Genomic DNA, 25,720 nt, shown 5'->3' with positions numbered 1-25,720 from the left:
TTAATAATCAATGATATTTTTTAAATCCTCGAGTAACTTTTTAGCCATTAGCTCATAGCCTTTTATAGTAAGATGTACATCATTGAGTGAAAGCTTTTGTTCTATCCATTTGTTTTTTCCCCCACTATCTTGCATAAACTGATGCATATCAAAGATAAGAGTTTTTTCTTCTTTAGCAACTTCATATAATGCTTTGCGTATGGTAAAAAAATCAGGAGCAAGCTTGTAGTTTTTACCTTGTTTTTGAACTACGGTTGGTGGAGAGATTAATATGATAACAGCGTTTTTATTGTAAGTTTTTAAAATACTAATCCATTTTTTTAAATTGTTTTTAAATTTTTGTTTTTCAAACCCTTTAAAGAGTGCATCATTAGAACCATAGGCAAGAATAATTAAATCATTGTGTAAAAGTTCTAGTTCTTTTTTTACAACTTCTTGATTCCAAGAGAGCCATAAATCACTTTTGGCACCATTGATTGCAATGGTATCTAAGAAAACATTATTATCTTTATTTGTGATGAAATATCCTCCTAGTTCAGCATCCTTTTGTAAGGCTGAAATTTGCAAAGGAAGATCAAGTTCTAGTTCTTTATAAGACCATTTGTTAATTTGTGTAGTTCTTAACTCATAGCTTTGATTTTTTGCATCTTTGATGCTAAAAGCATTGGTATTTTGCTTGGCTTTAAATAAAAATCCTATTTTGAAATTTTTTTTATCTAGGGTTGTATCAAGGTTGATTTTTGCGCCTTTAGTTTTTGCTTTGGCTATTATCCCACCTAGTGGAAAATTATGTCCAGCATTAGCAGGATTTCTTGAGTTTAAAATTTCAAAGTTTTTATAAGAATAAACAAGATTAAGATTTTGTTGATATTTAGGCTGTAAAGGATAGGCAAAACCTATAGAGTTAGAACGGATTAAATATCCTCTTATGACACGCGGAAAGAAATCAGCCGCCATATGAGAATCCCCATAAATTCTAATTCCTATGTTTTGATTTTTTTCTAATTTTTTTTCTAGATTTTTAAGATCTTTTTTTGATACATAACTTGTTAAAGCAGAGTGATTTTTGTTTTGATTGAGTATGGAATCTATTGTGTCATTTGTATTTAAATTTTGTGCATAAGAGCTAGTAAAAATAATAAAAAACAAGAAGATAATTTTAAATTTATTTACTAGCATTTTCTTCCTTAAGTTTTATGTGTTCTAATAAAAGTTTAGACATTTCTCTTGCGCCACTTGGAGTAAAATGAACCCCATCATCTGTTCTTACTTTTATACTTCTATTGTTTTCATCTTTTATATAAGCTGAGTATTGATCATTGACGCTAAAAAATAGCTTAGTGTTGATAAAAATTTCTTTATTTTTAAGAATTTCATCGCTGTAAATTTTGTTAAGTATTTGTATTTTTTTGTTTAGTTCCTCTCTTTTTACAGGAGGGATTTCAAACCAAAAAACTTTGGCTTTATGTTTTTTAGCGATCTTAATGATTTCATCTACACGACTTGTGTAAATATCTATCCAAGAAGGGGAGCCAAAACGATGATAACTTCCTCCTTTTTTAATATCCCAAGGATCATTAGCACCAAGAAGAACAACAAGATATTTAATATTTGAGTTTTTAACAAAAGCTTCATTGGTTGCTTTTGACCAATCAAAATAGGATTTATAAGAAAGGCCTGTATTTTGTTTGCTAAGATCGGTTACCTTAAGATTTAAATTTCTTAAATCTCTATTTAAGGCTATTGCAACACCTTGCATTAAAGAATCTCCGATAAATAAAAACTCATCTTCATTTTGTAGTTCTAATTTGGTATTGTCGATAAAACTAATATTTGCATCTTGGATTAAGGTTGGATTTGTTTCTTTATGAGAAGTGTTTTCATCATTTTCTAAAGTGTTTAGAACTTTATCTATTTTACTTAAGTTTTCATCTATTGATTTATTTTCTTGATTTGTAGTTTCTTCATTAGTTTGAGGCAAGGGTTCGTTGCTTAAAATTGCACGAATTTGTTCTAATTTAATTTTGAAGCCATTGGCTTCTTTTAAAAGATCATTATGAGGATAGAATGCAAAGTGATATTTTTGTTCTATATAAGAGCTAATACTCTGATTCATAACTACAACAACCAAGCCAAGCACTATAATCAAAATAAAGAAAAATCTAACCACACTCATCTAAAAACTCGAATAAATAAAATCAGGAATTCCATCTGGCATAAAAGCAAAAACCAAAAGTAAAATAAAAGCTATGATAAAAGGTTTTAGTAAAAATGGAGTAAGATTTAAAATCTTAATGCAATATTCTTTAAAATTAATAAATAAAGGATAGATCATAAAAAGAACCCCAAAAGCAACCAACATATAAATATCATTATAGGATGGAATTTGGAAGAAATTATAATAACAAGCTTTAAAATATTCTATTGCATCTTCTAGATTTTTGCTATAATAAAAGAAAATCCAAGTAAAACATACAAATTGAAAGGTTAAAAATCTTCCTAAAGCTGGAATTTTTTGTAAACTAAATTTGCTTAAAGTTAGCAAATGTATAAAAACTATGCCAATACCATGCAATAAACCCCAAACAATAAAAGCAAGTGTATTGCCATGCCACATACCTGAAAGTATAAAAGCGATGAGTATATTAGCTACAGTGCGTGGTATTCCTTTTCTATTGCCCCCTAAAGGTATATAGATATAATCTCTTATAAAGGTTGAAAGACTGATATGCCATCTAGCCCAAAAATCTTTTAGGTTTTTTGCAAGATAAGGCATGTTAAAGTTAGGCGGAAGGGTAAAACCTAACATTAAAGCAAAAGCACAAACTAAATCAACATATCCGCTAAAATCGCAGTATATTTGAATTGCATAGGCGTAAATTGCGCTTAAAAGTTGTATGAAATTATAAGATTGTGGAAAGTCTAAAATACTTTTAGCATAAATTCCAAGGTAATTGGCTATTAAAACTTTTTTAACTATACCAAAAACAAGCAAGATGATGATTAAATTTGCATGTTTAAATTCGCGTTTTTGATACGCCTGTTCAAAGAAAAAAGAACTTCGCATAATAGGCCCTGAAAGTAGTGTTGGAAAAAATGATAAGAAGGTTGCTAAATTTAAAAAACTTTCTAAACGGCGTTTTTGATAAACTTCCACAAGATAAGTGATAGAAGTAAAGGTATAAAAACTAATTCCTATTGGTAATACTAAATCAATATTTAAAAATTCTAAACCGAAAAAATTTAATATCTCATCAACACTTCCTTTGATGCTAGGAAAGTATTTAAAAAAACATAAATTTAAAATAATAAAAGCTATACAAGTAGCGAAAATATAACGCTTGCGACGCACAAAAATTAGCAAGGCGAAATAGTGTATAAAAAAGGTATATATAAATAAAACTAAGGCGAAATAAGGATTGATTAAAATATAAATAATATAAGAGAAAATTAAAATTAAAATATTTTGTATTTTATAATCATTTTTAAAAGTCCAATAAATAGCAAAAAAAGCTATCATTAAAATACTAAATTCTAGAGAAAAATAAGTCATACCTTCAATCCAAAGCGAGATTTGCCCATAATAGGGCAAAGATTATTTTTTTCTACTTAATGCAATATTTTTGATGTATTGATCAGCTAAATAAAGTCCATTTCCGTGTTCCCCGATTAATTTAATCTTGTCAACTATACCGCGGAAAAGTGCTTCTTCTTCGTGTTGTTCGCTTACATACCATTGTAAGAAATTAAAAGTAGAATAGTCTTTATGTGTTAGCATGTGTTCAACTAAAGTATTGATTGACTTTGTGATAAATTGCTCATGTTCATAGGTTTTTTCAAAAACATCAAGTAAAGATTTGAAATTTTGTTCAGGCTGTTTTACTTCTTGAAGCTCTACATGAGAATCTGTTTCATTAAGATAAGTGATAAGCTTTTTAGCATGATCGCTTTCTTCGCTTGCATGTGCAAACAAGAAGGCTCCAGCTCCATCAAGACTGTTTTCATAACACCAAGAACTCATACTAAGATATAAGTTTGCTGCATACATTTCTTTGTTTATTTGTTCATTGAGTAATTTTATAACTTCTTTAGAAAGCATTCTTATCTCCTTATTAAAATTTAAAATGTTTTGTAATGATATATTATTTTTTTAAAAACAAGCTAAATTTTTTGATAGTTAAAAATTATATTTAAGAAAAATACAAAATAAAAAATGTTTCCAAAATGTTTCCAAGTTTTTTTAAACTTCCATTACTTTTTTTAAAGTTAAGGAGAAAAAATGAAAAAAATTCTATCTTTAAGTGTGGCAAGTCTTGCACTTTGTGGTGCTTTAAGTGCAGCAGATTTAAAAATCGCAGGTTCATCGACTGTGTATCCTTTTACTTCTTTTGTAGCTGAAGAATATGCTTCGATCAAAAATACAAAAACTCCTATAGTAGAGAGCTTGGGAACAGGGGGTGGATTTAAGGTATTTTGTGAAGGAACTACTGATATTTCTAATGCTTCAAGACCTATGAAATTAAGCGAATTTGAAACTTGCAAAAAAGCAGGGGTAACTGATATAGTAGGGATGATGATAGGTTATGATGGTATAGTTTTAGCTCAAAATAAAACCAATGCTCCATTAAATATCACAAAAAAAGAACTTTTCTTAGCATTGGCAAAAGAAATTCCACAAAATGGAAAACTTATACCAAATCCTTATACAAACTGGAATCAAATCAATAAAAATTTACCAAATCGTAAAATTAGTGTTTATGGTCCACCATCAAGTTCAGGAACAAGAGATACTATAGAAGAGCTTGTAATGAGTGATGTGTCTAAAAAAATTCCTGAGTATAAAGGCGAGTATAAAACCATACGCCAAGATGGTGCTTATATCCCAAGTGGTGAAAATGATAATCTAATCGTTTCCAAACTTACTATTGATAAGGATGCTTTTGGAATTTTTGGTTATAGCTTTTTAGTGAGCAATTCAGACAAAATCAATGCTGCTAATATCGATGGTGTTACGCCAAGCGAAGAAAGCATCGCAGATGAAAAATACGAACTTGCAAGAAGTTTGTTTATTTATATCAATGCTAAGAAAAATCCAAAAGAAGCCTTTGATTTTGCAAAAATTTATATGAGTGATGATTTGGCAAAAAGTGGTGGAGAGCTTGAAAAAATAGGACTTGTTCCTTTAAGTGATGATAAATTAAAAGCTTCTCAAAAACACGTAGAAGATAGAAAAATTTTAAATGATGAGCTTGTAAAAGCTGGAAAAGTTTTTTAAGGAAAAACTTTGTTAAAAGAAAAAATAATCAAATTTGCACTTTTTTTATGTGCTTTTGTAAGCGTGATAGTAAGTTTTGCTATCATGCTTACAATTTTAATTGAAGCTTTAAAATTCTTTCAAAAAGAAAGCGTTGTTACCTTTTTATTCTCAAGTCAGTGGGCAGCTGATGCAGCTTTTATGAATGCAGATGGCACGAGTAAACAAGGTGTTTTTGGGGCGCTATCGCTTTTTTGGGGAACTTTTTATATTTCATTGATTGCTATGCTAACGGCTTTACCTTTAGGGGTTATGTGTGCTATATATTTAGGTGTTTTTGCTGGCAAAAAATCTAAAAATTACTTAAAACCTATTTTAGAAATCATTGCAGGGATTCCTACTGTTGTTTTTGGATTTTTTGCGGCTATAGTTGTAGCGCCTTTTATAGTGTGGTTTTTTTCTTTATTTGGCATACAAGCAAGCTTTCAAAGTGCTTTAGGTGCAGGTTTTATCATGGGGATCATGATAGTACCTATAGTGGCTTCTTTATCTCAAGATTGTATTGAAGCAGTAAGCGAGAAAAGGATTAATGGCGCTTATGCTTTAGGTATGACAAAAAAAGAAGTGGTTTTTGCCGTGATTTTACCTGAGGCTATTCCTGGTATAGTTGCAGCTTGTCTTTTAGGACTTTCAAGAGCCTTAGGCGAAACTATGATAGTGGTGATGGCAGCTTCTTTGCGTCCAAATTTAACTTTAAATTTTTTAGAAGATATGACAACGGTAACGGTAAAAATCGTAGAAGCTTTAAGTGGAGATCAAGCTTTTGATAGTTCTTTGGCTTTAAGTGCTTTTTCTTTAGGTTTGGTGCTTTTTGTCATCACTTTAATCATCAATATGTTTAGCGTTTATCTTATCAATCGCTTTCACAAAAGGAAAAATTTATGAAAAAACTTTTTAAAAAAAGACAAAAAGCTTCAAAGTCTTTTAAAAGACTTTGTAAAATGGGGCTTTATATTAATTTAATTTTTCTTTGTATCTTTTTAGGAAGTGTGGCTTATCTTGGATTTCCTGCTTTTAAGCAAACCTATATTTTTGTAGAGGCTAATAGAAATTCTCCTGCTTATGATCTTTTATCTCGTGCTGAGCAAAGAAAGATAAGAACAGGGCAAATCACTGAAAAATCTTGGCTTTTGGCAAATTCAGAAGTAGATCAATATATGAAGCAAAAATATAATCGCCTTAGTGAAAAACAAAGAACTTTAGTCGATGATCTTATGCAAAAAGGCGAGATAGAGCTTAAATTTAATAGCAATTTCTTTTTAAATGGAGACTCAAAATCTCCTGAAAATTCAGGAATTTTATCTTCAGTTGTAGGGACTTTGCTTGTTATGCTTGTTTGTATGGTTGTGAGTGTTCCTATAGGCGTTGCAGCGGCAATTTACTTAGAAGAATTTGCACCACAAAATATCCTTACGCATTTTATAGAAGTGTGTATTAACAACCTTGCAAGTATTCCTAGTATCTTGTTTGGACTTTTAGGACTTGGAGTGTTTATCAATCTTTTTGGAATGCCTCGTTCAAGTGCTTTAGTGGGTGGGCTTACTTTGGCGATCATGAGTTTGCCTATTATCATTGTTTCAACCAAAGCGGCCTTAAAAAGTGTGGATATCAATATGAAAAATGCTGCTTATGCCTTAGGTATGACAAAGGTTCAAATGGTAAAAGGCATTATGCTACCTTTAGCTATGCCTATGATTTTAACAGGTTCTATTTTGACTTTAGCAGGGGCTATAGGCGAGACTGCACCTTTGATGATTATCGGTATGATAGCATTTATCCCTGATGTAGCTAGTTCGATTTTTGATCCAACTAGCGTTTTACCTGCTCAAATTTACTCATGGTCGGCTATGCCAGAGCGTGCATTTTTAGAAAGAACCGCAGCGGGTATTATTGTGCTTTTAGGACTTTTAGTCGTATTAAATCTTAGTGCAATATTATTAAGAAAATATTTTCAAGGAAAATTAAAGTGATAGCAAAAACAACAAATTTAAATTTATTTTATGGAAAAAAACAAGCTTTATTTGATATCAATATGCAAATAGAGCAAAACAAAATTACTGCACTCATCGGTGCTTCAGGATGTGGTAAATCCACTTTTTTGCGCTGTTTTAATAGAATGAATGATAAAATTGCAAAAATCGATGGTTTGGTGGAAATTGAAGGAAAAGATGTTAAAAATCAAGATGTAGTAGCTTTGCGTAAAAATGTAGGCATGGTTTTTCAACAACCTAATGTTTTTGTAAAAAGCATTTATGAAAACATCTCTTATGCACCAAAACTTCACGGTATGATTAAAAACAAAGATGAAGAAGAAGCTTTGGTGGTGGATTGCTTGCAAAAAGTGGGGCTTTTTGAAGAGGTTAAAGATAAATTAAAACAAAATGCCCTAGCTCTTTCAGGCGGACAACAACAACGCCTTTGTATTGCAAGAGCTTTAGCAATAAAACCTAAGCTCTTGCTTTTAGATGAGCCAACTTCCGCACTTGATCCTATTAGCTCAGGTGTTATAGAAGAGCTCTTAAAAGAACTAAGTCATAATCTTTCTATGATCATGGTTACGCATAATATGCAACAAGGCAAACGCGTGGCTGATTATACTGTATTTTTTCACCTAGGTGAGCTTATAGAATTTGGAGAAAGCAAGGAATTTTTTGAAAATCCAAAACAAGAAAAAACCAAGGCTTACTTAAGCGGTGCTTTTGGGTGAGATTTATTTTTTGGAAATTTGATGATATAATTAATTAAAAATTTCCAAAAAAAGGTTTAATATGATTATAAACCAAATTTATTCTATAGATTCTTGTGATGATGTAGAATTAAATATCAAAAAGGGGAAGTAAATTAGAATTTAGATTGACTTATGATGATAGTAAAGAAATAGAAGCTATTGTTTGTATTATTCCAGGTGGTGCTGAAGATATGAATAGTTATATTTATATTGATGATTATTTGACTAGAAATTATAAAGTTGCTGTTATTAATATTAACTATCATTGTATAGGAAATAGACCTCATTTGCGTTCTAGTTTTTATTTGGATGATATAGATAAATTCATTTTAGATACTAGTTTAAAGGCTATAAATTTAAAATGTATAAATGTTTATGGTATAAATTCTTATGAAAATCTAAATAATGCTTTTATAAGAATAGATCAAGAAATTCAAAAATTAAAATTAAATCAAAAACTAAATCAAAACTATAAATTAAGAACGCATGTAAGCTTTTTACCATCTAAAAATGAATATCAAAATTTTGGCATAATGCAAGCTATGGATATTTTAAATGCTATTTTTTATATAAAAGAAAATTCTCCATTTAAACTAATGGGGGGGGGGTATTAGAACGATTTTGTTTGGAAATTCATATGGCGGATATTTAGCAAATTTATGTGCAAAAATAGCTCCTTGGAGTATTGATTTTATATTAGATAATTCTTCTTTTGTTAATTTGTTTGGAAATATTTTTAGACTTATAGGTTTTGGAAAAGAAATCGATTTTACTAGATATCATGGAACATATGATGATACTTTATTTAAAAATATATTTTTATATTTAAGTGATAAAACTTATTGGAATAATAATAAATTTTCAAAAAATTATTTTTCAAATGCTAGAAAAATCATAAGAGAACCATTAAACAAAGAACATCTAATAATACAAAGCTTATACCCAAATCCAAAATATATTGTATATCATAGTATTTTTGATGAAAGATCTCCTTTTAAAAATAAGGAAAATTTTGTACATATTTTAAAAGAATTAAATTTTAAAGTAGAATTTTTTGCTATTTCACAAGTTGATAATAAGTTTATTAAAAATTTAAATCATGGAATGGGATTGAGCACAAAATTATTTTTTAAAAAACATTTATTGCAAATATTAAAAGAACCTTTGCAAGATAAAATTTGCAAGAAGGAAGTCTCATATAAATGTGATGAGCTAGTGTATACTTTCAAAGAAGAAAATCATCAAATTATTTTAAATATAACAAATTGAGTATATTAAATATTTATATTTAAAAAAGTAATTTTTAAGTAGAATTGTTTTTTAAAAGAAATATTTAAAAAAAGAGATAAGATAACATCATGGCAAAAAAACAACTCTCCTTAACAAGACTTAGTTTTCCTATATTTTGGGATTTGCTTTCTAAGTATTTAACTGTGATTATCAATACCGCTATGGTGTCGCATTATTCTAATTTTCTTGTTGGTGCTATGGGCGCTGGAAATCAAATTTTAGATCTTTTTATCACTATTTTTTCATTTTTAAGTGTGGGTTGTAGTGTGCTGATCGCACAAGCAATTGGTGCAAAAGATCATGTTTTAGCAAGAAAAGTGATTCATCAAAGTTTGTTCTTAAATGCACTTTTAGGCTTTGTATGCGGTGTGCTTATTTTATGGCATGGGGAGTATTTGCTTTATCTTTTAAAAATTCCACAAGAATTGCTCAAAGATAGCGAAATTTACTTACATATGCTTGCAATTTGTTTGTTTTTTGATGCCATAGGTATTGTTTTAGCTGCTATTGTAAGGGTTTATAATATGGCTTATTGGGTCATGTTTATAGGTTTTTTGATGGATATAGTGGTGATTTGTGGAAATTATTATGTTTTGCATTATACAAAGTCAGAACTTTTTGGAATAGGGCTTAGTAATATTTTTGCTCGCATTGTTGCTATAGTTGCTTTGTTTGCGATACTTTTTTATAAACTTAAAATTCATCTTAAAATCAAAGAAATGATAAAACTTGAAAAAGAAGTTTTAAAAAAGGTTTTAAATATAGGTGGATTTTCAGCAGGGGAAAATCTTTTGTGGATAGTCCAATACACTATAGCTTTTGCTTTTGTAGCAAGTTTAGGTGAGGCGAGTTTGAGTGTGCAAACGATTTATTTTCAAATTTCAATGCTTATCATGCTTATAGGACAAGCTACGAGCATAGCTAATGAAATCATAGTAGGTAAATTAGTCGGTGCTAGATATGAAAATATCGCTTATAAACATGCTTGGCGTGCTTTATATTTTAGTGTAATAGCGAGTGCTTTAGTGGCGTTTTTAAACTATCTTTGTCAAGATTTTACTATGCAAATTTTAGGGCTTAAAGAAGAGCTAAAAAATTTAATGATACCTTTATTTGCTCTTTCAATCTTTCTTGAAATTTCACGAACTTTTAATATAGTTATGGTTAATTCCTTGCGCGCAAGTGGCGATGCTAAGTTTCCATTTTTTAGCGGACTTGTTTTTATGATGGGGGTATCTTTGCCTGTGGGTTATGTGCTTTGTTTTCATTTTAATCTTGGAATTTTAGGGGTTTGGATAGGATTTTGTGCAGATGAGTTTTTGCGTGGAATGGTAAATTCATACAGATGGAAAAGTAAAAAATGGCAAGGCAAAGCTCTAGTTTAAAATCATTTATTTATAAAGATGAGTGCTATTTTTATTCTAAAAAATGCATAAAAACTTTAAGATTAAGGCTAAATGAAAAGGGTGAATTTGTTCTTAGTATTCCTTATTTTTGCACCTTTAAAAGTGTTTATGAGTTTTTAGATAAATCAAGTTCTTGGATGAATGAGGCAAAAGCAAGATTTGAAAAAAAAGTTTTAAAAGATGATGAGTTAATCTTTTTAGCTAAAAAATATCAAATTATTTTTGATGAAAATGCCAAAAAAATTTATTTTGATAAAGATAAAATAATTTGTCAAAATAAAGCAAAATTGGATTTATTTTTAAGACAAAATGCTAAAAAGATTTTTACTTTTTATCTTAAAAAATGGAGTAAAAAAACAGGCTTATTTTACACGCATTTAAGCATTAAAAATATGAAAACACGTTGGGGTTCTTGCAATCACAATAAAGCTTATATTAATTTAAATTTAAAACTCATTCAAAAAAGTTTAAGAGCTATTGAATATGTGATTTTGCATGAAATTAGCCATTTAAAATTTCCCAATCATAGCAAAGAATTTTATACTTTTATAGAGCATTTTATGAGTGATTTTAGGCAAAGAGAGAAAGAATTTTTAAGTTAAAAATGTTATATTTATAGTTTATTTTTCAAAAAAGGCATAATATGACTTTGGATTTTGATTTTATTTATAATGCAGATAATGATATTTTTGAATATTTATTGCGTTTTTATGCGAAAAATTACAATTATATCCTTAGTAAAGAAGAAAATACTTATCATTTTTCTATCGATGCAGATGAAGAAAATTTAAAGACTTTTTGCGATTCTTTGAATTTCATGAGTCATAGCGTTTTTTTGAAAAAATTTGATGTAAAAGCGGGGCAGGGTTTTAACCCTTGTATGCCAGAGGATAAAGAATTTTCAAGATTTTCTTATATTACTCATTTAAATTCTAATGCGTATCAAGAAAAAAAACTTTTAAACAAAAACGAATGGGGCGTGTTTTGTGAGTGTGAATTTTCAAGCAATTTATCAGAATTTGAAAAAATCAATGAAGAAAATTTCAATACTTTTTTAAATCTTGCTTTTGATTTGTTAAGTCAAGAAAAAAAGATTTATTTAAAAGATAAAAATGGTATTTATGAATTTTTTTTGTTTAAGAACGAATTTATAGGAGATTTTTTGCTTCCTTGTGATATTAAGGCTATAAATTCAGTTTTTGTTTGTTCAAATGAAAATTTAAAATTTCTTGCAAGTTTAGAAAAACCTTTGATGAAGCTAAGGCTTAATGCCATGTTTAGAAAAAATCACAATCTTGATTTTAATGATTTTAAAATCAGACTTGCTAGAGATTTGTTTTGTTTTGCTTTAGGTTTAAAACTTTTTGAAAATGAGTATAAATTTTTAAGTGTAAAAAAGATAGAAGAATATCAAAAAGATTTTTATATCAGTGCTTTAGATGAGCAAGTGGTGGTTTTGGAAGGCTTTGAATTTATCAATACTAAGGCAAGAGGGCTTATTTTTTCTAAAGAAGATAAAAATATGGCAAGAATTTCTTATCTTGTAAGCCGTTATAAAGAAAAGGCTTTTATTTTAGAGCTTAGTAAGGATTATGAAGATATTTTGCTTGTCAATAAAGAGCTTAATTTGCTTAAACTTTCCTTGCCAAAACACAGCAAAGAACTTTATGAAGAAATTAAAAAAGATGAAATTGGTGCAAGGCTTTTAGAAAATTTTAGCAAGGAATTTCCTCTTTTAGATGAAAATTTTGAGCTTCAAAATAATTTTTATTCTTTGCTTGGCTTAGTAGGAAGAGTGCTAAATTTGGGTAAAAATTTACAAGAGAGTGCTAGCGAGCTTTTAAAAATCGCTGATGAGTCAAAAATGCCTCGTGGAGTAAAGATTGATTATCGTTTGAAAGAAGATAAAAGTTTTGATTATACAAGAACCTTAAGATCTGCTATGAGTTTTATGTTAGCAGGTGTAGATAGTGCTAATATCGCTTATGGAGCGGTTGAGAGTTTGGCTTATTTCTTGCGTGATACTTATGATGAATTAAGAGAGAAAAAGCAAAGTGATTTAGCACTTATAAGTGGATCTTTGTTTGAACATAAATCTTTACTTAAAAATACTTTAAAACATCTTAAAAATTGTCAGTTAAGCGATGCGCCACTTAGGGTATAAGATCAAAATTTCAGGTCTAGTTCAAGGGGTAGGTTTTCGCCCTTTGGTTTATGAACTAGCTTTGAAATCAAAGCTTTTTGGAGAAGTAAGAAATGATGGTTTTGGGATAGAAATCATCCTTGCTTGCACTCAAAAAGAATGTGAAAATTTCATAGAAAATTTAAAAAATCATCTTCCACCTTTAGCAAGAATAGATAAGCTTATAATCACGCAAATTTCTATTTCAAACTATGAGAATTTTAGCATTACTCCTTCTTTAGAGAATACAAAAAGCACGCCTATGTTAAGCGATTTTGCGCTTTGTAAGGAGTGTAAAAAAGAATTTTTTGATGAAAAAAATCCACGCTTTTTATATCCTTTTATCACTTGTACACATTGTGGGCCACGCTTTAGTATTATAAAAAGTCTTCCTTATGATAGGATTAATACTTCCATGCAAGAATTATTGATGTGTGAGTTTTGTAAAAGTGAATACGAAGATCCTAAAAATAGGCGTTTTCATGCCCAGCCCATTAGTTGTCCTAAATGCAAAATCAATGTTTTTCTTAAAAATCCAAAGGGTGAAATTTTAGCTAAAGATCAAGAAGCTTTTATACAAAGTGCGAAGTTTTTAAAGGAAGGTAAAATTTTAGCCATTAAAGGCATGGGCGGTTTTCATCTCATGTGCGATGCTTTTAATGAAGAAGCTTTAAAAACTCTAAGACTTAGAAAAAATCGCCCCAAAAAACCCTTTGCTTTGATATGTAAAGATTTACAAAGCGCTAAAGAACTTGCCTTTATAGATGAAAAAGAAGAAGCTTTGCTTGGTGGGGTTTTAGCTCCTATTGTGATTTTAAAGGCAAAAAAAGCCTTTTCTTTAATTGCTCCTGATGTTGATAAAATCGGTATTATGTTAGCTTATACACCTTTACATCTTTTGTTTTTTGAGTATTTTAAAGGAAGTCTTGTGGCAACAAGTGCGAATTTAAGCGGAGAAAGTATTATTAAAGATGAGTTTAATTTGTGTAAAAAACTTGATAAAGTTTTTGATTTTTATTTGGATTATGATAGGGAAATTATCAATGCAAGTGATGACAGCATAGCTCAAGTGGTAAATGGTGAAACTATGTTTTTGCGTACTTCAAGGGGTTTAAATCCTTTTTATTTGGAAAGAAATTTTAATAAAAAAGGCACTTTTTTAGCTTTGGGTGCAGAGCTTAAAAATGAATTTGTGATTTTTTATGAAAATAAACTTTTAATTTCTCCTTATATAGGGGATTTGAAAAGCTTAGATGTGCATGAGAGATTTTTTAAACTTTTAGAATTTTTTAAACAAAATTATGATTTGGAATTTGATGCGATTTTGTGCGATAAACACCCGCATTTTAGCTATGCAAAAGAATTTGAAGAAAGGATTAAAATTTCTCATCATTATGCGCATTTTTGTGCGGCTTATTTTGAATACGAAGAAAATTTTGCAAAAGATGAAAAGGCTTTAGCTTTTATTTGTGATGGAACAGGTTATGGTGAAGATGGTAAAATTTGGGGCGGAGAAGTTTTTGTAGGAAATTTAAAAGAATATGAAAGAATTGCACATTTTGAAAATTTCACTCTTATAAATAGTGATATTAAAAATATACAAAATTTAGCTCTAAGTCTTATTTTTCATTATGATTTAGAAGATAAGGCTCAGGAGTTTTTAGCAAAAATTCCAAAAATCAAACTTGAAAACCTTAAAAAAATTTATTCTCATTCTAACTTGCAAACAAGTTCTTTAGGGCGCATTATCGATGCTTTTGGAAGTATTGTTTTTAACTTAGAAAAAAGTTCTTATGAAGCCCAAGTTGGCTTAATGTGTGAAGCTTTTTATGATAAAAATCTTGATTTTTCTTACAAGCTTTTTGTAGAAAAAGGGCAGGTTAATTTTAAAAATTTAATCCTAGGGGCTTTACAAGATGAAAAAACTAAGGCGATTACAGGTATGTTTAATGCCTTGGCAAATTTTATCATAGATTTTAGCAAAGATTATGATTTAAAAGTGCTTTTAAGTGGAGGAGTTTTTCAAAACAAAACCTTACTTGAAATTTTAAAAGCTAAAAATTTTGATTTTTTTATACCTTTAAAATACCCTTGCAATGATAGCTCCATAGCTTTAGGACAAATGGTGCATTTTTTAAAAAAAGAGTGATTTTATCTTTAAACTCATAATTTTTTAATGCTTTTAAGGTTAAAATGAAACAAAAAATATAAAAGGAAAGAAAATGTGTAAAGATTGCGGCTGTTCTATAAATTCAAGCCATACGCATGATCATCATCACGATCACCACCATGAAAATCCAAGTTTAAAAGAAAGTAAAACCATAGAAGTGATTTCTAAAATTTTAAGCAAAAATGATGAAGAAGCTAAACACAATAGAGCGCATTTTAATGAGGCTAACACGCTTTGTATCAATTTAATGAGTTCTCCAGGTAGCGGAAAAACCACGCTTTTAGAAAGCACGATCAAGGCTTTGAAAAATGAACTTAAAATTGCTGTGATTGAAGGGGATTTAGAAACCAATAATGACGCCCTAAGAGTAAAAAATGCCGGAGCTTTGGCGTATCAAATCACTACAGGGCAAAGCTGTCATTTGGATGCTTTTATGGTGCATGAGGCTTTGCATCATTTAGTCATTGATGATGTGGATTTGCTTTTTATAGAAAATGTTGGAAATTTGGTTTGTCCTGCAAGTTATGATTTAGGAGAGCATTTAAATGTGGTTTTGCTTTCAGTAACCGAAGGAAGTGATAAACCGCAAAAATACCCTGTGATGTTTAAAAAGGCTGATATAGTTTTAATCACAAAGGCAGATTTGGCTCATCATTTTGATTTTGATGTTAAAGAGGCGACTAGGTTGATTAAAGAATTAAATCCTAGAGCAGATATTATCACTCTTGATGCAAAAAATGGCACCAATATGGAGCTTTGGTATAAGGTGCTTAAACTTAAAAAGGAGCTTTTTTAATGTGTTTGTCTATACCTTCTGAAATTTTAGAAATCGATGAGTTAAACAATGCTTTAGTGCAAACTTTAGGTGTGAAAAGAAAAGTTAATTTGGATTTGATTGATGAGCCTTTAAAACAAGGCGATTATGTGTTAATCCATGTAGGCGTTGCTATGGAAAAAATCGACAAAGAAGCTGCACTAGAAAGCATTAAAACCTATCAAGAAATAGTAGAAAAAATGAATAGTGGAGAGATAAAAAGTGATGAGGGAGATTTGGGTTTAAATGAATTTCATCGATGAATTTAGAGATAAAGAAAGCATTTTAGCTTTAAAAAAATTCATAGAACAAGAACTTAAAAATCCTATCAATATCATGGAAATTTGCGGTGGGCATACGCATAGTATCATGAAATATGCCCTACCTTCTATTTTGCCAAAGGAAATTAACTTTATCCATGGGCCAGGATGTCCTGTTTGTGTTATGCCAAGAGTTCGCATTGATACAGCTATCAAGTTAGCCTCCATGAAAGATACGATTTTTTGTACTTTAGGAGATCTTTTAAGGGTGCCTGGAAGTGAAATTTCTCTGCTTGATTTAAGAGCTAAAGGGGCTGATGTTAGAGCGCTTTATTCTCCACTTGAGGTTTTGGAAATCGCTAAGCAAAATTTAAACAAAAATATCATCTTTTTTGCTATAGGTTTTGAAACTACTACGCCTATGAGTGCTTTACTTCTTCAAAAGGTTATAGAAGAAAAAATAAATAATGTCTTTTTTCATATCAATCATATCACAGTTCCAGCGCCTGTAGAAGCGATCATGAATGATGAAAATGTAAAAATCAATGCTTTTTTAGGCCCTTCTCATGTGAGTGTGATTACAGGTTATGGTATTTATGAGCCTTTAGCAGCAAAGTTTAAAACCCCTATAGCGGTGAGTGGTTTTGAGCCAGTTGATATTTTAGAAAGTGTGTTAAATATCATAAAACAAAGCAATGAAGGCACTTTTAAAGTGTATAATCAATACAAAAGAGCCGTAAGTAAAGAAGGTAATGTTAAAGCACAAAATTTAGTAAAAAAATACTTTAGGGTGTGTGATTTTGAATTTCGTGGCTTAGGACTTATTAAAGATGGGGGCTTGGAGCTAAAAGAAGAATTTAGCGCCTATGATGCGAGTAAAAAATTTGATTGTACGGTGCAAAGTAAAAATGAAAGCAAAGCCTGTATTTGTGGGCAAATTTTAAGAGGTTTGGCCAAGCCTTATGATTGTAAAGTTTTTGGTAAGGCTTGTACGCCAAGAAGTCCTATAGGAAGTTGTATGGTTTCTGGCGAGGGTGCTTGTGCGGCGTATTATAAATACTCAAAGGTGAATGTATGAAAAATATTTCCTTAGCCCACGGAGGTGGCGGAGAAGAGATGAATGAGCTTTTAACTAAGCTTTTTAAGATCTTTGATAATGAAATTTTAAATGCAAATAATGATGCTGCTATTTTGGGAAATTTGGCTTTAAGCACGGATTCTTTTGTTTTAAGTCCGATTTTTTTAGATGAAGAGGTTAATATAGGAAAACTTTGTGTTTGTGGTTCTATTAACGATGTTTTGATGGTGGGTGCTAAGCCAAAATATCTAAGCTTAGGGCTTATCTTAGAAGAAGGTTTTGAGCTAGAAAAATTAGAACGCATTTTAAAAAGCATTAAAGAAGAATGTGAAAAATGTGGAGTTATGTTAGTTTGTGGCGATACTAAAGTTGTTCCTAAGGGCAAAGCAGATGAAATTTATATCAACACGACAGCCTTAGGTGAAATTATTTCTAAAAAAGAAAGTAAAAATATCAAAGCAGGGCTTAGCATACTTCTTTCAGGCGATATAGGAAGGCATGGAGCTAGTGTTTTAATCAAAAGAAATGAGTTAGAAGCTGATGTTAAAAGTGATTGTAAGGCTTTGGATAAAGAGGTTTTAGAGCTTTTAGAAAAAGATATAAAGGTTGTAGCAATGAGAGATGCTACTCGCGGGGGGCTTAGTGCGGTTTTAAATGAGTGGGCAAAGCAAAGCGGAAATGATCTTTTGATCTTTGAAGAAAAAATCATCGTTCAAGATGAGGTTTTAGGACTTTGCGAGCTTTTTGGTTATGAAGCTTATGAACTTGCAAATGAAGGCACTTTTATACTTTGTGTGGAAAAAGAAGATGAGTTAAAAGCCTTGGAAATTCTAAAAAAATACAATGTAAATGCGAGTATTATAGGAGAAGTTTTAGAAGAGAAAAAAGCACGCGTGATCTTACAAAACGCTTATGGGGCAAAACGCTTTTTAGAAAGCCCTAAAGGCGAACTTTTACCAAGAATTTGCTAATGCACGAATTAAGTATAGTAGAATCTTTAATCGAACTTTGTGAAGAAAATGCCTTAAACAATAAGGCTTGTAATGTACAAGAAATTTATGTAAAAATCGGGCGTTTAAGCGGTATAGAAGCGGATCTTTTTAAGCGTTGTTTTGAAACTTTTAAAGAAAACTCAAATATTTGTAAAAATGCTAAACTTTTTATAGAACTTGCTCCGCTTGAAATTTTATGCTTAAAATGCGATAAAACAAGTATTTTAGAAGAAAATGTTTTTAAGTGTCCTAAATGTCAAAGTATAGAATATAAAATCACACAAGGTGAGGACTTACACCTTATGCGACTTGTGATGGAGTGAGTTAGCTTTTCAAAATCCTTGCAAGTTTAAGCAAATTTGAAATTAAAAATTCTTTTTTTACGAGCTTAGAATTGGTTTTAAGCTCGTATTCGCTTTTAAGTAAAAGAGTGAAAATTTCTTTATATTGTTCGATTTTTAAACTAAAGGCTTGAGAGCTTAAATTTTGTCCCACTTGAGGAGGTGGAGTATAGCCTAAAAGATCTTTAAAGTCAATTTTACCATTGACTTTAGCATAAAGTGCGATTTTAAATAAACGATAAAAAGAATTATATAAAGAGTTGATTAAAGCAATTTCATTAAAATTGTCTAAAATTTTTTCAAGTTCGCTTTTAAAGTCTTGTTTTTTTAAAATTTTCTCAAAAAAGCTTTCAAAACTTCCTGTATTCAAGCTATAGCAGTATTGTTCTATGGTTTTTTCATCTACTCTTAAACCGCTAAATTTATTAAGTTCACTCGCAGCAAGATATAAATTTTCATCAAAACTTGTAAAAAGGGTAAATAAAGCATTTTGAGTGATTTCAACCCCTAGTTGTTTTGCTTTTATGCTTAAAAGCTCCACGCCTTCTTTAGCTCCGTTAGCTTTAAAAAATCTTGCAAAATGAGGAGAGAAAATTTTTTCTATGTCACTTTGCTTTGAGTTTTCATCATAAAGCTCTAAAAGAAAGAAATTGTCCGTATTGTTTTTACAAAGTTCGACTAAAATTTTAAGATCTTTTATTGGAATTTTTTTAGAAGTTTTAATTTCTAGTAATTTTTTTTCGCTAAAAAGCGATCCTGTGCTTAAAAAATCACTTGCATGAGTGAAGTTGTATTCTTCAAAAAAAAGTTTTAAAGTTTCATCGGGCTTATATTTTTCTTTTATAAATTCAGCATAAAGTTCGCTTTGAAAATTATCTGCTCCATAAAGAAAGAAAAAATTAGGTATTGAATCTTTAGAAAGCAGGGTTTGGAGCTCTTTTCTATACATTTTCTTCCTTTATAAGTCTTTGGGTGATTTTAGCATAAATTTTTGCCATAACTATATCCGCTTCCATGATTTGCACTTCAACATTTTCTAGTAAATTCGCATGCGTATCATAAAGGATTATATCCGCTCCTTTGATTTCATCATCTAGTTTAGCTATGCAAACTCCGTCATTTTGCACAACTAAAGCTTTAAATTTTTTGCCTATATTTTTAGCTGCCCATCTAGCAAATTTTCTATCCATAAAATCAAAAGCAACCTTATCCGCCTCTCTTTCAAGTGTGCTAAGATTCTCGCAAGTGCTTTCTATGTTTAAAAGTAGATAATTAAAAAGTTTTTCATCGTTTTTTTGTTTCGCTTTTAAAAGTCTGTGTAAAATAAGATCAGAATACCTTCTTATAGGGCTTGTAAAATGTGAGTATTTATCAAAACCTAAGCCAAAATGCCCCGCATTTACGCTAGAGTATTCCGCTTTTTTTTGTGCTTTGATGATGAGTTTATCTACTTCTGCTCTTAAATTTAATTCATCAGCTAAAGCTTGTATGTCGCGTATGAGCTCAGGAAGATTGGGTTTAAAATTTACATCGATTCCGAGTTCGCGTAATTCATTTAAAAGCTTATCGATTTTTCTTGTATCAGCACTTAAGTGATTTCTAAAAACGCCTATATCTATGAGTTTTGCTGCGGCTTTATTGGCTAAAAGCATACAATCTTCGATCAAATTATGCGAAGGCGTGTCTTTTTCAAAAACTGTGCTTTTTAGACTTAAATTTTCATCTAAATTCATTCTTAATTCTTCGGTGCGAAATTCAAAGGCATTTTTAAGACGCATTTTGCGTAAATTTTTTGTGATTTCAAAAAGCTCATAAAGCCATGAAAGTTCTTTTAAATCAGGTTTTTGTACCAAAATTTCATCAACTTCATCGTAATTAAAACGGCGTTTTGAGTTGATAATACCTTCAAAAAGTTCTTCTTTGATGACTTTATTTTCATGATCGAGTGTGATTTTAAAACAATACGCTAAGCGATCTAAATGAGGTTTTAAAGAACAGATATTTTCACTTAAAGGATGCGGTAACATAGGTATAGCAATGTGCGGAAAATAAATAGAAAATCCACGATTTCTTGCTTCTTTATCTATAGCACTATAAGCATAAACATATTCGCTAACATCAGCAATAGCTACATAAATTTCTCGTTTTTGAGTGTCAAAATAAATCGCATCATCAAAATCTTTTGCATGTATAGGATCTATAGTGCAAAAAGGCAAGGCTCTTAAATCCATGCGATTTTCATACATACTCGCATCAACACTATCGCCGTTTGCTAGGGCTTCTTTGATACAAGCGTCGCTAAATTCGTTGTTTTTATTGAAAAGGGCTAAAGAGATTTTTTCATCTATACTTTCATCGTGGATATGCCCTAAAACTTCTATGATATTGTTATTTTCATTTTCTATTTTTAAAACTGTTCCTAAAGGTAGTGCTTTTAAGGATTTTTGAGAAGCTTTTAAGGCGGTGCTTAATCCTGTTTTGATATTCATTCCAAGTACGGCTTCGCCATACCTTTTGGTGATCACTAAAGAGGTTTCATTGGCTCTTTTTAGAACCAAAATCACCTTTGCACTGGGGCGTTTTTTCTTTAAAGGTAGAAGTTTTACTGCAACTATATCTTTATAGTTTGCACCTTTTAGGTTTTTGTTTTCTATCAAAAGATCTTTTTTAAAACTTTCATCAAAGCATTGTAAAAAACCTGTACCTTTGCTCGAAATATCAAGCACCCCAAAGGCAAAACCATTGTTAAGATAGTATTTGTTTTTGTGTTCTTTAATGATATGATTGGCTAAAAGCTCTCTTAAAATTTGTTTAAATTCATTGCTTACTTCGTGAGAGCTAATGCCATAACTAAGACTGTTTAAAAATTCTTTCACTTTTAATACTTTATGATTTTTTGTAAAATTCTTACATAAAGTTTATAAAAAAAATATGAAATTTATACTTTAATTGCTATAATAATACCTTTAATTTTTGAATTTTTAAGGAGTGAATATGGCTATTACAGTATATTATGATAAAGATTGTGATTTAAATTTAATCAAATCAAAAAAAGTAGCAATTATAGGTTTTGGCTCTCAAGGACACGCTCATGCGATGAATTTAAGGGATAATGGCGTAAATGTAACTATCGGACTTCGCGAAGGTAGTGTAAGTGCTGTTAAAGCAAAAAATGCTGGTTTTGAAGTAATGAGTGTAAGTGAAGCTTCTAAGATAGCGGATGTGATTATGATTTTAGCTCCTGATGAAATTCAAGCAGATATTTTTAATGTCGAAATAAAACCAAATTTAAGTGAAGGTAAGGCTATAGCTTTTGCACACGGTTTTAATATCCACTATGGTCAAATTGTTGTTCCAAAAGGTGTAGATGTTATCATGATAGCACCTAAAGCACCAGGACATACAGTAAGAAATGAATTTACTTTAGGTGGTGGAACTCCTTGCTTGATAGCTATTCATCAAGATGAAAGTAAAAATGCTAAAAATTTAGCTTTAAGTTATGCAAGCGCGATTGGGGGTGGACGCACAGGCATTATAGAAACAACCTTTAAAGCTGAAACAGAAACAGATCTTTTTGGTGAACAAGCTGTGCTTTGTGGTGGACTTAGTGCTTTGATTCAAGCAGGTTTTGAAACTTTGGTTGAAGCAGGTTATGAACCTGAAATGGCTTATTTTGAGTGTTTGCATGAAATGAAACTCATTGTGGATTTGATTTATCAAGGTGGTATTGCAGATATGCGTTATTCTATTTCAAATACTGCAGAATACGGCGATTACATCACAGGGCCAAAGATTATCACTGAAGAGACTAAAAAAGCGATGAAAGGTGTTTTAAAAGATATACAAAATGGTGTTTTTGCAAAAGATTTTATCTTAGAACGCCGTGCAGGTTTTGCTAGAATGCATGCAGAACGCAAAAATATGAATGATTCTTTGATAGAAAAAACAGGACGCAATTTGCGTGCTATGATGCCTTGGATCAGTGCTAAAAAATTAGTAGATAAAGATAAGAACTAAACATTGTCAAAGAAAAAATTAGTTCAAATTCAGCGTTATTTAATCATAGCTATACTTTTTTTACTTTGCATAGCTTTAGCTTTGGGAATTTTAGTAAAATATCAAAATTCCCAAGATGTTTCTTCTGTTAAGCCGGATTATTTTATTGATAAGCAAGAAGATTTAATTTCATTAAATAAAGATCATTATGAAATTGGTATTTTTCAAGAGAATGAGTTTGATAATAATAAATCTGTAAGTATTTTAGAGCAAAAAATTCAAGAAATTGATGATTTAAACACAAGTTTAAATGAGCAAAATTTAAGCAGTGTGGAGCAGAATTTAAGTTTAGAGCAAAATCAGAGTTTAGAACAAAATTTTATTCTAAAAGATACAAATTTAACCCAAGATCAAAATTTAACTTTTAATGAAGATATTCATTTAAATAAAATTTCTAAAAAACCAAAACTTGCTATTATTATCGATGATATGGCAAATGCAAGTCAGGTTAGAGGTTTAAAAGCTTTAAATTTAAAGTTAAATCCTTCTTTTTTTCCGCCAGATAAAAACCATATCGAAACGCCAAAACTTGCTTTAAAATTTGATTTTTATATGGTGCATTTACCTTTAGCAGCAATTAATTACAATAAACCCGAGCTTGATACTTTAAATCCAAATGATAGCAAAGAAAGAATTTTTAAAAAAATCAAGCAAATTAAAAAAGATTTTAAGGATTTAAGATATATTAATAATCACACGGGAAGTTTATTTACAAGCAATGAAGAAGCTATGAGAAAGCTTTATGAGGCTTTAAAAAATCAAAATATATTTTTTGTAGATTCTAAAACTATAGGAAATTCTAAGGCAAATAAAATCGCTAAAGAACTCAGTATGCCTTATATACAAAGAGATGTGTTTTTGGATAATGAAGATGATGTTAATTATGTTAAAAAACAACTCGAAAGCGCAGTAAAACTCGCACAAAAAAAAGGTTTTGTTATAGCCATAGGACATCCTAGAAAAAATACTTTTAAAGCTTTAGAGCAAAGTAAGGATTTGTTAAAAGGCGTTGATCTTGTGTATTTGAGTGAAATTTATGGCAAGTGAAATTTTGCCCGATGAATTTTTAGAACTTTTTAAAGATTTAAAAAAGCCTCCTAAAAAATTACACTATAAAGGAAATTTATCTTTATTAAAACAAGATAAAATCGCTATTATAGGTTCAAGGCGTATGAGTGTTTATACGAAAAATTGTGTTTTTTCTTTAGCGAGTATGCTTAAAAATGCTCATCTTTGTGTGGTAAGTGGCGGTGCTTTGGGTGTGGATATCACCGCAAGTGTGGCGGCTATGCCAAATACTATAGGTATTTTTGCTAATGGTTTAGATCAAATTTATCCAAGAACTAATGAAAAAATCATTAAACAAATTTATGAAAATGCTTTGGCTTTAAGTGAATATGAAGATGATTATTTGCCAAAAAATTATGACTTTTTACTAAGAAATCGTTTGGTTATTGCTTTAAGTAAGGCTGTTGTAGTTGCGCAAGCAGATATAAAAAGTGGTTCTATGCAAAGTGCAAAACTTGCTTTAGAACTCAATAAACCTTTATATGTTTTACCGCAAAGACTAGGAGAAAGCACAGCAACTAATTTGCTTTTAAAGGAAAATAAAGCAAAATTGATTTGTGATTTCAAAGAATTTGTAAGTGAGTTTGCAAGTATAGATACAAATCAAGATGAATTTTTAGAGTTTTGTAAAAAAGGTGTGAGTGTTGATGAGGCTTTAAAAATTTATGGACAAAAAGTTTATGAATATGAACTTGAGGGAAAAATTTCCATCGAAGGGTTTTTTATAAGGGTTTTAGTATGAGAGCTTTGGCTTTAGATGTAGGTTTAAAACGCATAGGTGTAGCGCTTTGCGTAGATAAAAAGATCGCTTTGCCTTTAGATGCAGTTTTAAGAAAAAATCGCAATCAAGCCGCCAATGAAATCAAAAATTTACTTAAAATACATGAAATTTCTTTACTCATTGTAGGCATTCCTAAGGGTGGATCAAGCGAAGAAGAAATGACAAGACGCATTAAGCATTTTGTTTCTTTGCTTGAATTTGATAAAGAAATTTGCTTTGTAGATGAAAGTGGAACAAGTAAAGAAGCTTTAGAATACGGTGTAGCCAATACACGCAAAAAAGATGGTAAATTAGACTCTTTATCCGCTTTTATCATGATAAAGGATTATTTTGCTCTCTAGAATAGAAAAACTTTATACCAAAGATGAAATGCAAAATATTTTATCTTCTTTTACTCAAGAAAAAAATGTTTGTGTATTTGTAAATGCTTTAAAAACCAGCATTGAAGAATTAGAAAAAGAATTTTTAAAACAAAATTTAAAATTTAAAAAGATCAATGCTTATTGTTATTTGTTTGATGCCAAAGATAAAGCTATCTTAAGTTCTATGAAAGCTTTTAATGAGGCGTATTTTTATATACAAAATTATTCTTCTTATTTGTGTGCTTTAAATTTAGAAGTTAAAGCAGGGCAAAGTGTTCTTGATATGTGTGCAGCTCCGGGTGGCAAAAGTATCAATCTTGCAAATTTTATGCAAAATACAGGTTATTTAGCTTGCAATGAGATGAGTAGGGATAGATTTTTTATTTTGCAAAAAAATCTTAAAAATTACGGCGTGAATGCTAAAGTTTTTATGAAAGATGGTAAAAATATAGGCAATTTATGTCCTTTAAAATTTGATAAAATTTTACTCGATGCACCTTGTTCAACTTTTGCTAAAATAGGTTTTGATTTGGAAAAAAGTTATAAAGAAATCAAAAATATTGCAAAAATTCAAAAAAAACTTCTACATTCTGCTTTAAAGGCATTAAAAATAGGAGGAGAGCTTGTATATAGTACTTGCACCTTTACCAAGGAAGAAAATGAAGAAGTGATAGAGAATGCTTTAAAAAGCGAGTTTAAATTAGAGCTTTTAGATATTGATTTGGAAAATATTGAGGCTAAAGCAGGGCAAAGTGAAGAATTTGCTGAAATTTCAAAATGCAGACGGATTTTACCAAGCTTAGACTATGATGGATTTTTTATAGCTAAGCTTAGGAAATTATGTTAATTGATAAAATTATTCACATTTAAATACAAAT

24 protein-coding genes and 1 pseudogene are annotated in these 25,720 nt (G+C 30.2%); 19 read left to right on the top strand and 6 right to left on the bottom strand.

Going from position 1 to position 25,720, the window contains the following annotated elements; all coding sequences use genetic code 11:
• The 4 genes from FBF10_RS02930 to ctf are packed head-to-tail and all read right to left on the bottom strand — an operon-like array spanning window position 1 to window position 4,099.
• The gene (locus FBF10_RS02930) at window positions 1-1,179 is read right to left on the bottom strand and encodes an SGNH/GDSL hydrolase family protein (RefSeq protein ID WP_004308318.1); all 1,179 of its coding nucleotides are present in this window, start codon (window positions 1,177-1,179) and stop codon (window positions 1-3) included.
• Window positions 1,166-2,176, bottom strand: coding sequence for a DUF459 domain-containing protein (locus FBF10_RS02925; RefSeq protein ID WP_004308320.1), 1,011 nt, complete (start codon window positions 2,174-2,176; stop codon window positions 1,166-1,168). The genes FBF10_RS02930 and FBF10_RS02925 overlap by 14 nt, the downstream gene beginning before the upstream one ends.
• Entirely contained in the window at window positions 2,177-3,553 is a 1,377-nt protein-coding gene (locus FBF10_RS02920) for an MBOAT family protein (RefSeq protein WP_004308322.1), read from the bottom strand.
• Window positions 3,554-3,595: 42 nt separating this feature from the next.
• On the bottom strand, window positions 3,596-4,099 hold the full coding sequence (gene ctf, locus FBF10_RS02915; RefSeq protein WP_002825034.1) for a non-heme ferritin: 504 nt from the start codon (window positions 4,097-4,099) through the stop codon (window positions 3,596-3,598).
• Window positions 4,100-4,279: 180 nt separating this feature from the next.
• Here ctf and FBF10_RS02910 point away from each other — a divergent pair, with 180 nt between their 5' ends.
• From FBF10_RS02910 to hypA, 14 genes and pseudogenes are all read left to right on the top strand, one after another.
• Window positions 4,280-5,275, top strand: coding sequence for a substrate-binding domain-containing protein (locus FBF10_RS02910; RefSeq protein ID WP_004308324.1), 996 nt, complete (start codon window positions 4,280-4,282; stop codon window positions 5,273-5,275).
• Between the two features lie 9 nt (window positions 5,276-5,284).
• Entirely contained in the window at window positions 5,285-6,199 is a 915-nt protein-coding gene (gene pstC, locus FBF10_RS02905; RefSeq protein WP_002776292.1) for a phosphate ABC transporter permease subunit PstC, read from the top strand.
• A complete protein-coding gene (pstA, locus tag FBF10_RS02900; protein WP_002784288.1) occupies window positions 6,196-7,284 on the top strand; it encodes a phosphate ABC transporter permease PstA in 1,089 nt (362 codons plus the stop codon). The genes pstC and pstA overlap by 4 nt, the downstream gene beginning before the upstream one ends.
• The gene (gene pstB, locus FBF10_RS02895) at window positions 7,281-8,021 is read left to right on the top strand and encodes a phosphate ABC transporter ATP-binding protein PstB (RefSeq protein ID WP_004308327.1); all 741 of its coding nucleotides are present in this window, start codon (window positions 7,281-7,283) and stop codon (window positions 8,019-8,021) included. The genes pstA and pstB overlap by 4 nt, the downstream gene beginning before the upstream one ends.
• 61 nt (window positions 8,022-8,082) lie before the next feature.
• Window positions 8,083-9,311 (top strand): annotated as a pseudogene (locus FBF10_RS08940) (DUF2920 family protein).
• A gap of 89 nt (window positions 9,312-9,400) precedes the next feature.
• The gene (locus FBF10_RS02880; RefSeq protein WP_020246908.1) at window positions 9,401-10,717 is read left to right on the top strand and encodes an MATE family efflux transporter; all 1,317 of its coding nucleotides are present in this window, start codon (window positions 9,401-9,403) and stop codon (window positions 10,715-10,717) included.
• A complete protein-coding gene (locus tag FBF10_RS02875; RefSeq protein WP_002888496.1) occupies window positions 10,693-11,340 on the top strand; it encodes a M48 family metallopeptidase in 648 nt (215 codons plus the stop codon). The genes FBF10_RS02880 and FBF10_RS02875 overlap by 25 nt, the downstream gene beginning before the upstream one ends.
• Before the next feature lie 41 nt (window positions 11,341-11,381).
• Window positions 11,382-12,902 carry a hypothetical protein gene (locus FBF10_RS02870; protein WP_002888495.1) on the top strand — a complete coding sequence of 507 codons (1,521 nt, stop codon included), beginning with the start codon at window positions 11,382-11,384 and terminating at the stop codon, window positions 12,900-12,902.
• Window positions 12,883-15,069 (top strand): carbamoyltransferase HypF, encoded by a 2,187-nt coding sequence (gene hypF / locus FBF10_RS02865; RefSeq protein ID WP_002888494.1) that lies wholly within the window; start codon window positions 12,883-12,885, stop codon window positions 15,067-15,069. The genes FBF10_RS02870 and hypF overlap by 20 nt, the downstream gene beginning before the upstream one ends.
• 73 nt (window positions 15,070-15,142) lie before the next feature.
• Window positions 15,143-15,886, top strand: a complete 744-nt coding sequence (hypB, locus tag FBF10_RS02860) for a hydrogenase nickel incorporation protein HypB (protein ID WP_002888492.1) — start codon at window positions 15,143-15,145, stop codon at window positions 15,884-15,886.
• Window positions 15,886-16,167 carry a HypC/HybG/HupF family hydrogenase formation chaperone gene (locus FBF10_RS02855; RefSeq protein WP_002776342.1) on the top strand — a complete coding sequence of 94 codons (282 nt, stop codon included), beginning with the start codon at window positions 15,886-15,888 and terminating at the stop codon, window positions 16,165-16,167. Before hypB ends, FBF10_RS02855 begins: the two co-directional genes overlap by 1 nt.
• Window positions 16,151-17,242, top strand: a complete 1,092-nt coding sequence (hypD, locus tag FBF10_RS02850) for a hydrogenase formation protein HypD (RefSeq protein WP_002888488.1) — start codon at window positions 16,151-16,153, stop codon at window positions 17,240-17,242. Before FBF10_RS02855 ends, hypD begins: the two co-directional genes overlap by 17 nt.
• Window positions 17,239-18,213, top strand: coding sequence for a hydrogenase expression/formation protein HypE (hypE, locus tag FBF10_RS02845; protein WP_002787379.1), 975 nt, complete (start codon window positions 17,239-17,241; stop codon window positions 18,211-18,213). Before hypD ends, hypE begins: the two co-directional genes overlap by 4 nt.
• The gene (gene hypA / locus FBF10_RS02840) at window positions 18,213-18,557 is read left to right on the top strand and encodes a hydrogenase maturation nickel metallochaperone HypA (RefSeq protein ID WP_002888485.1); all 345 of its coding nucleotides are present in this window, start codon (window positions 18,213-18,215) and stop codon (window positions 18,555-18,557) included. Before hypE ends, hypA begins: the two co-directional genes overlap by 1 nt.
• Before the next feature lies 1 nt (window position 18,558).
• Here hypA and FBF10_RS02835 read toward each other — a convergent pair whose 3' ends face one another.
• Both FBF10_RS02835 and FBF10_RS02830 read right to left on the bottom strand, forming a co-directional pair.
• A complete protein-coding gene (locus FBF10_RS02835) occupies window positions 18,559-19,524 on the bottom strand; it encodes a DNA polymerase III subunit delta (protein WP_002888482.1) in 966 nt (321 codons plus the stop codon).
• Complete coding sequence (locus FBF10_RS02830) at window positions 19,517-21,451, bottom strand: ribonuclease R family protein (RefSeq protein WP_002870085.1); 1,935 nt, start codon at window positions 21,449-21,451, stop codon at window positions 19,517-19,519. The genes FBF10_RS02835 and FBF10_RS02830 overlap by 8 nt, the downstream gene beginning before the upstream one ends.
• Window positions 21,452-21,569: 118 nt before the next feature.
• Here FBF10_RS02830 and ilvC point away from each other — a divergent pair, with 118 nt between their 5' ends.
• From ilvC to FBF10_RS02805, 5 genes are read left to right on the top strand one after another with little or no spacing between them, the layout of a single operon-like run.
• Window positions 21,570-22,592 carry a ketol-acid reductoisomerase gene (gene ilvC / locus FBF10_RS02825; RefSeq protein ID WP_002852218.1) on the top strand — a complete coding sequence of 341 codons (1,023 nt, stop codon included), beginning with the start codon at window positions 21,570-21,572 and terminating at the stop codon, window positions 22,590-22,592.
• Between the two features lie 3 nt (window positions 22,593-22,595).
• The gene (locus FBF10_RS02820; RefSeq protein WP_002888479.1) at window positions 22,596-23,678 is read left to right on the top strand and encodes a divergent polysaccharide deacetylase family protein; all 1,083 of its coding nucleotides are present in this window, start codon (window positions 22,596-22,598) and stop codon (window positions 23,676-23,678) included.
• The gene (locus FBF10_RS02815; protein ID WP_002888477.1) at window positions 23,668-24,441 is read left to right on the top strand and encodes a DNA-processing protein DprA; all 774 of its coding nucleotides are present in this window, start codon (window positions 23,668-23,670) and stop codon (window positions 24,439-24,441) included. The genes FBF10_RS02820 and FBF10_RS02815 overlap by 11 nt, the downstream gene beginning before the upstream one ends.
• Window positions 24,438-24,821, top strand: coding sequence for a Holliday junction resolvase RuvX (gene ruvX / locus FBF10_RS02810; RefSeq protein WP_002871352.1), 384 nt, complete (start codon window positions 24,438-24,440; stop codon window positions 24,819-24,821). Before FBF10_RS02815 ends, ruvX begins: the two co-directional genes overlap by 4 nt.
• A gap of 28 nt (window positions 24,822-24,849) precedes the next feature.
• Window positions 24,850-25,689, top strand: a complete 840-nt coding sequence (locus FBF10_RS02805; protein ID WP_079263723.1) for an RsmB/NOP family class I SAM-dependent RNA methyltransferase — start codon at window positions 24,850-24,852, stop codon at window positions 25,687-25,689.
• The last annotated feature ends 31 nt before the right edge of the window (window positions 25,690-25,720 follow it).

This window comes from Campylobacter sp. CFSAN093249, assembly GCF_011067895.1.
Lineage (GTDB): Bacteria > Campylobacterota > Campylobacteria > Campylobacterales > Campylobacteraceae > Campylobacter_D > Campylobacter_D jejuni.
This window is presented reverse-complemented; position numbering and strand designations above follow the sequence as displayed.

Excerpts from the sequence above, each read along its gene's own strand:
- FBF10_RS02805 (WP_079263723.1), top strand. The coding sequence starts at position 24,850 with ATGCAAAATATTTTATCTTCTTTTACTCAAGAAAAAAATGTTTGTGTA.
- FBF10_RS02815 (WP_002888477.1), top strand. The coding sequence starts at position 23,668 with ATGGCAAGTGAAATTTTGCCCGATGAATTTTTAGAACTTTTTAAAGAT.
- FBF10_RS02925 (WP_004308320.1), bottom strand. The coding sequence starts at position 2,176 with ATGAGTGTGGTTAGATTTTTCTTTATTTTGATTATAGTGCTTGGCTTG.
- ilvC (WP_002852218.1), top strand. The coding sequence starts at position 21,570 with ATGGCTATTACAGTATATTATGATAAAGATTGTGATTTAAATTTAATC.
- FBF10_RS02910 (WP_004308324.1), top strand. The coding sequence starts at position 4,280 with ATGAAAAAAATTCTATCTTTAAGTGTGGCAAGTCTTGCACTTTGTGGT.
- FBF10_RS02835 (WP_002888482.1), bottom strand. The coding sequence starts at position 19,524 with ATGTATAGAAAAGAGCTCCAAACCCTGCTTTCTAAAGATTCAATACCT.
- ruvX (WP_002871352.1), top strand. The coding sequence starts at position 24,438 with ATGAGAGCTTTGGCTTTAGATGTAGGTTTAAAACGCATAGGTGTAGCG.
- FBF10_RS02855 (WP_002776342.1), top strand. The coding sequence starts at position 15,886 with ATGTGTTTGTCTATACCTTCTGAAATTTTAGAAATCGATGAGTTAAAC.
- pstA (WP_002784288.1), top strand. The coding sequence starts at position 6,196 with ATGAAAAAACTTTTTAAAAAAAGACAAAAAGCTTCAAAGTCTTTTAAA.
- hypF (WP_002888494.1), top strand. The coding sequence starts at position 12,883 with ATGCGCCACTTAGGGTATAAGATCAAAATTTCAGGTCTAGTTCAAGGG.
- FBF10_RS02930 (WP_004308318.1), bottom strand. The coding sequence starts at position 1,179 with ATGCTAGTAAATAAATTTAAAATTATCTTCTTGTTTTTTATTATTTTT.
- FBF10_RS02880 (WP_020246908.1), top strand. The coding sequence starts at position 9,401 with ATGGCAAAAAAACAACTCTCCTTAACAAGACTTAGTTTTCCTATATTT.
- FBF10_RS02875 (WP_002888496.1), top strand. The coding sequence starts at position 10,693 with ATGGCAAGGCAAAGCTCTAGTTTAAAATCATTTATTTATAAAGATGAG.
- hypD (WP_002888488.1), top strand. The coding sequence starts at position 16,151 with ATGAATTTCATCGATGAATTTAGAGATAAAGAAAGCATTTTAGCTTTA.
- FBF10_RS02870 (WP_002888495.1), top strand. The coding sequence starts at position 11,382 with ATGACTTTGGATTTTGATTTTATTTATAATGCAGATAATGATATTTTT.
- ctf (WP_002825034.1), bottom strand. The coding sequence starts at position 4,099 with ATGCTTTCTAAAGAAGTTATAAAATTACTCAATGAACAAATAAACAAA.
- FBF10_RS02920 (WP_004308322.1), bottom strand. The coding sequence starts at position 3,553 with ATGACTTATTTTTCTCTAGAATTTAGTATTTTAATGATAGCTTTTTTT.
- hypB (WP_002888492.1), top strand. The coding sequence starts at position 15,143 with ATGTGTAAAGATTGCGGCTGTTCTATAAATTCAAGCCATACGCATGAT.
- hypE (WP_002787379.1), top strand. The coding sequence starts at position 17,239 with ATGAAAAATATTTCCTTAGCCCACGGAGGTGGCGGAGAAGAGATGAAT.
- hypA (WP_002888485.1), top strand. The coding sequence starts at position 18,213 with ATGCACGAATTAAGTATAGTAGAATCTTTAATCGAACTTTGTGAAGAA.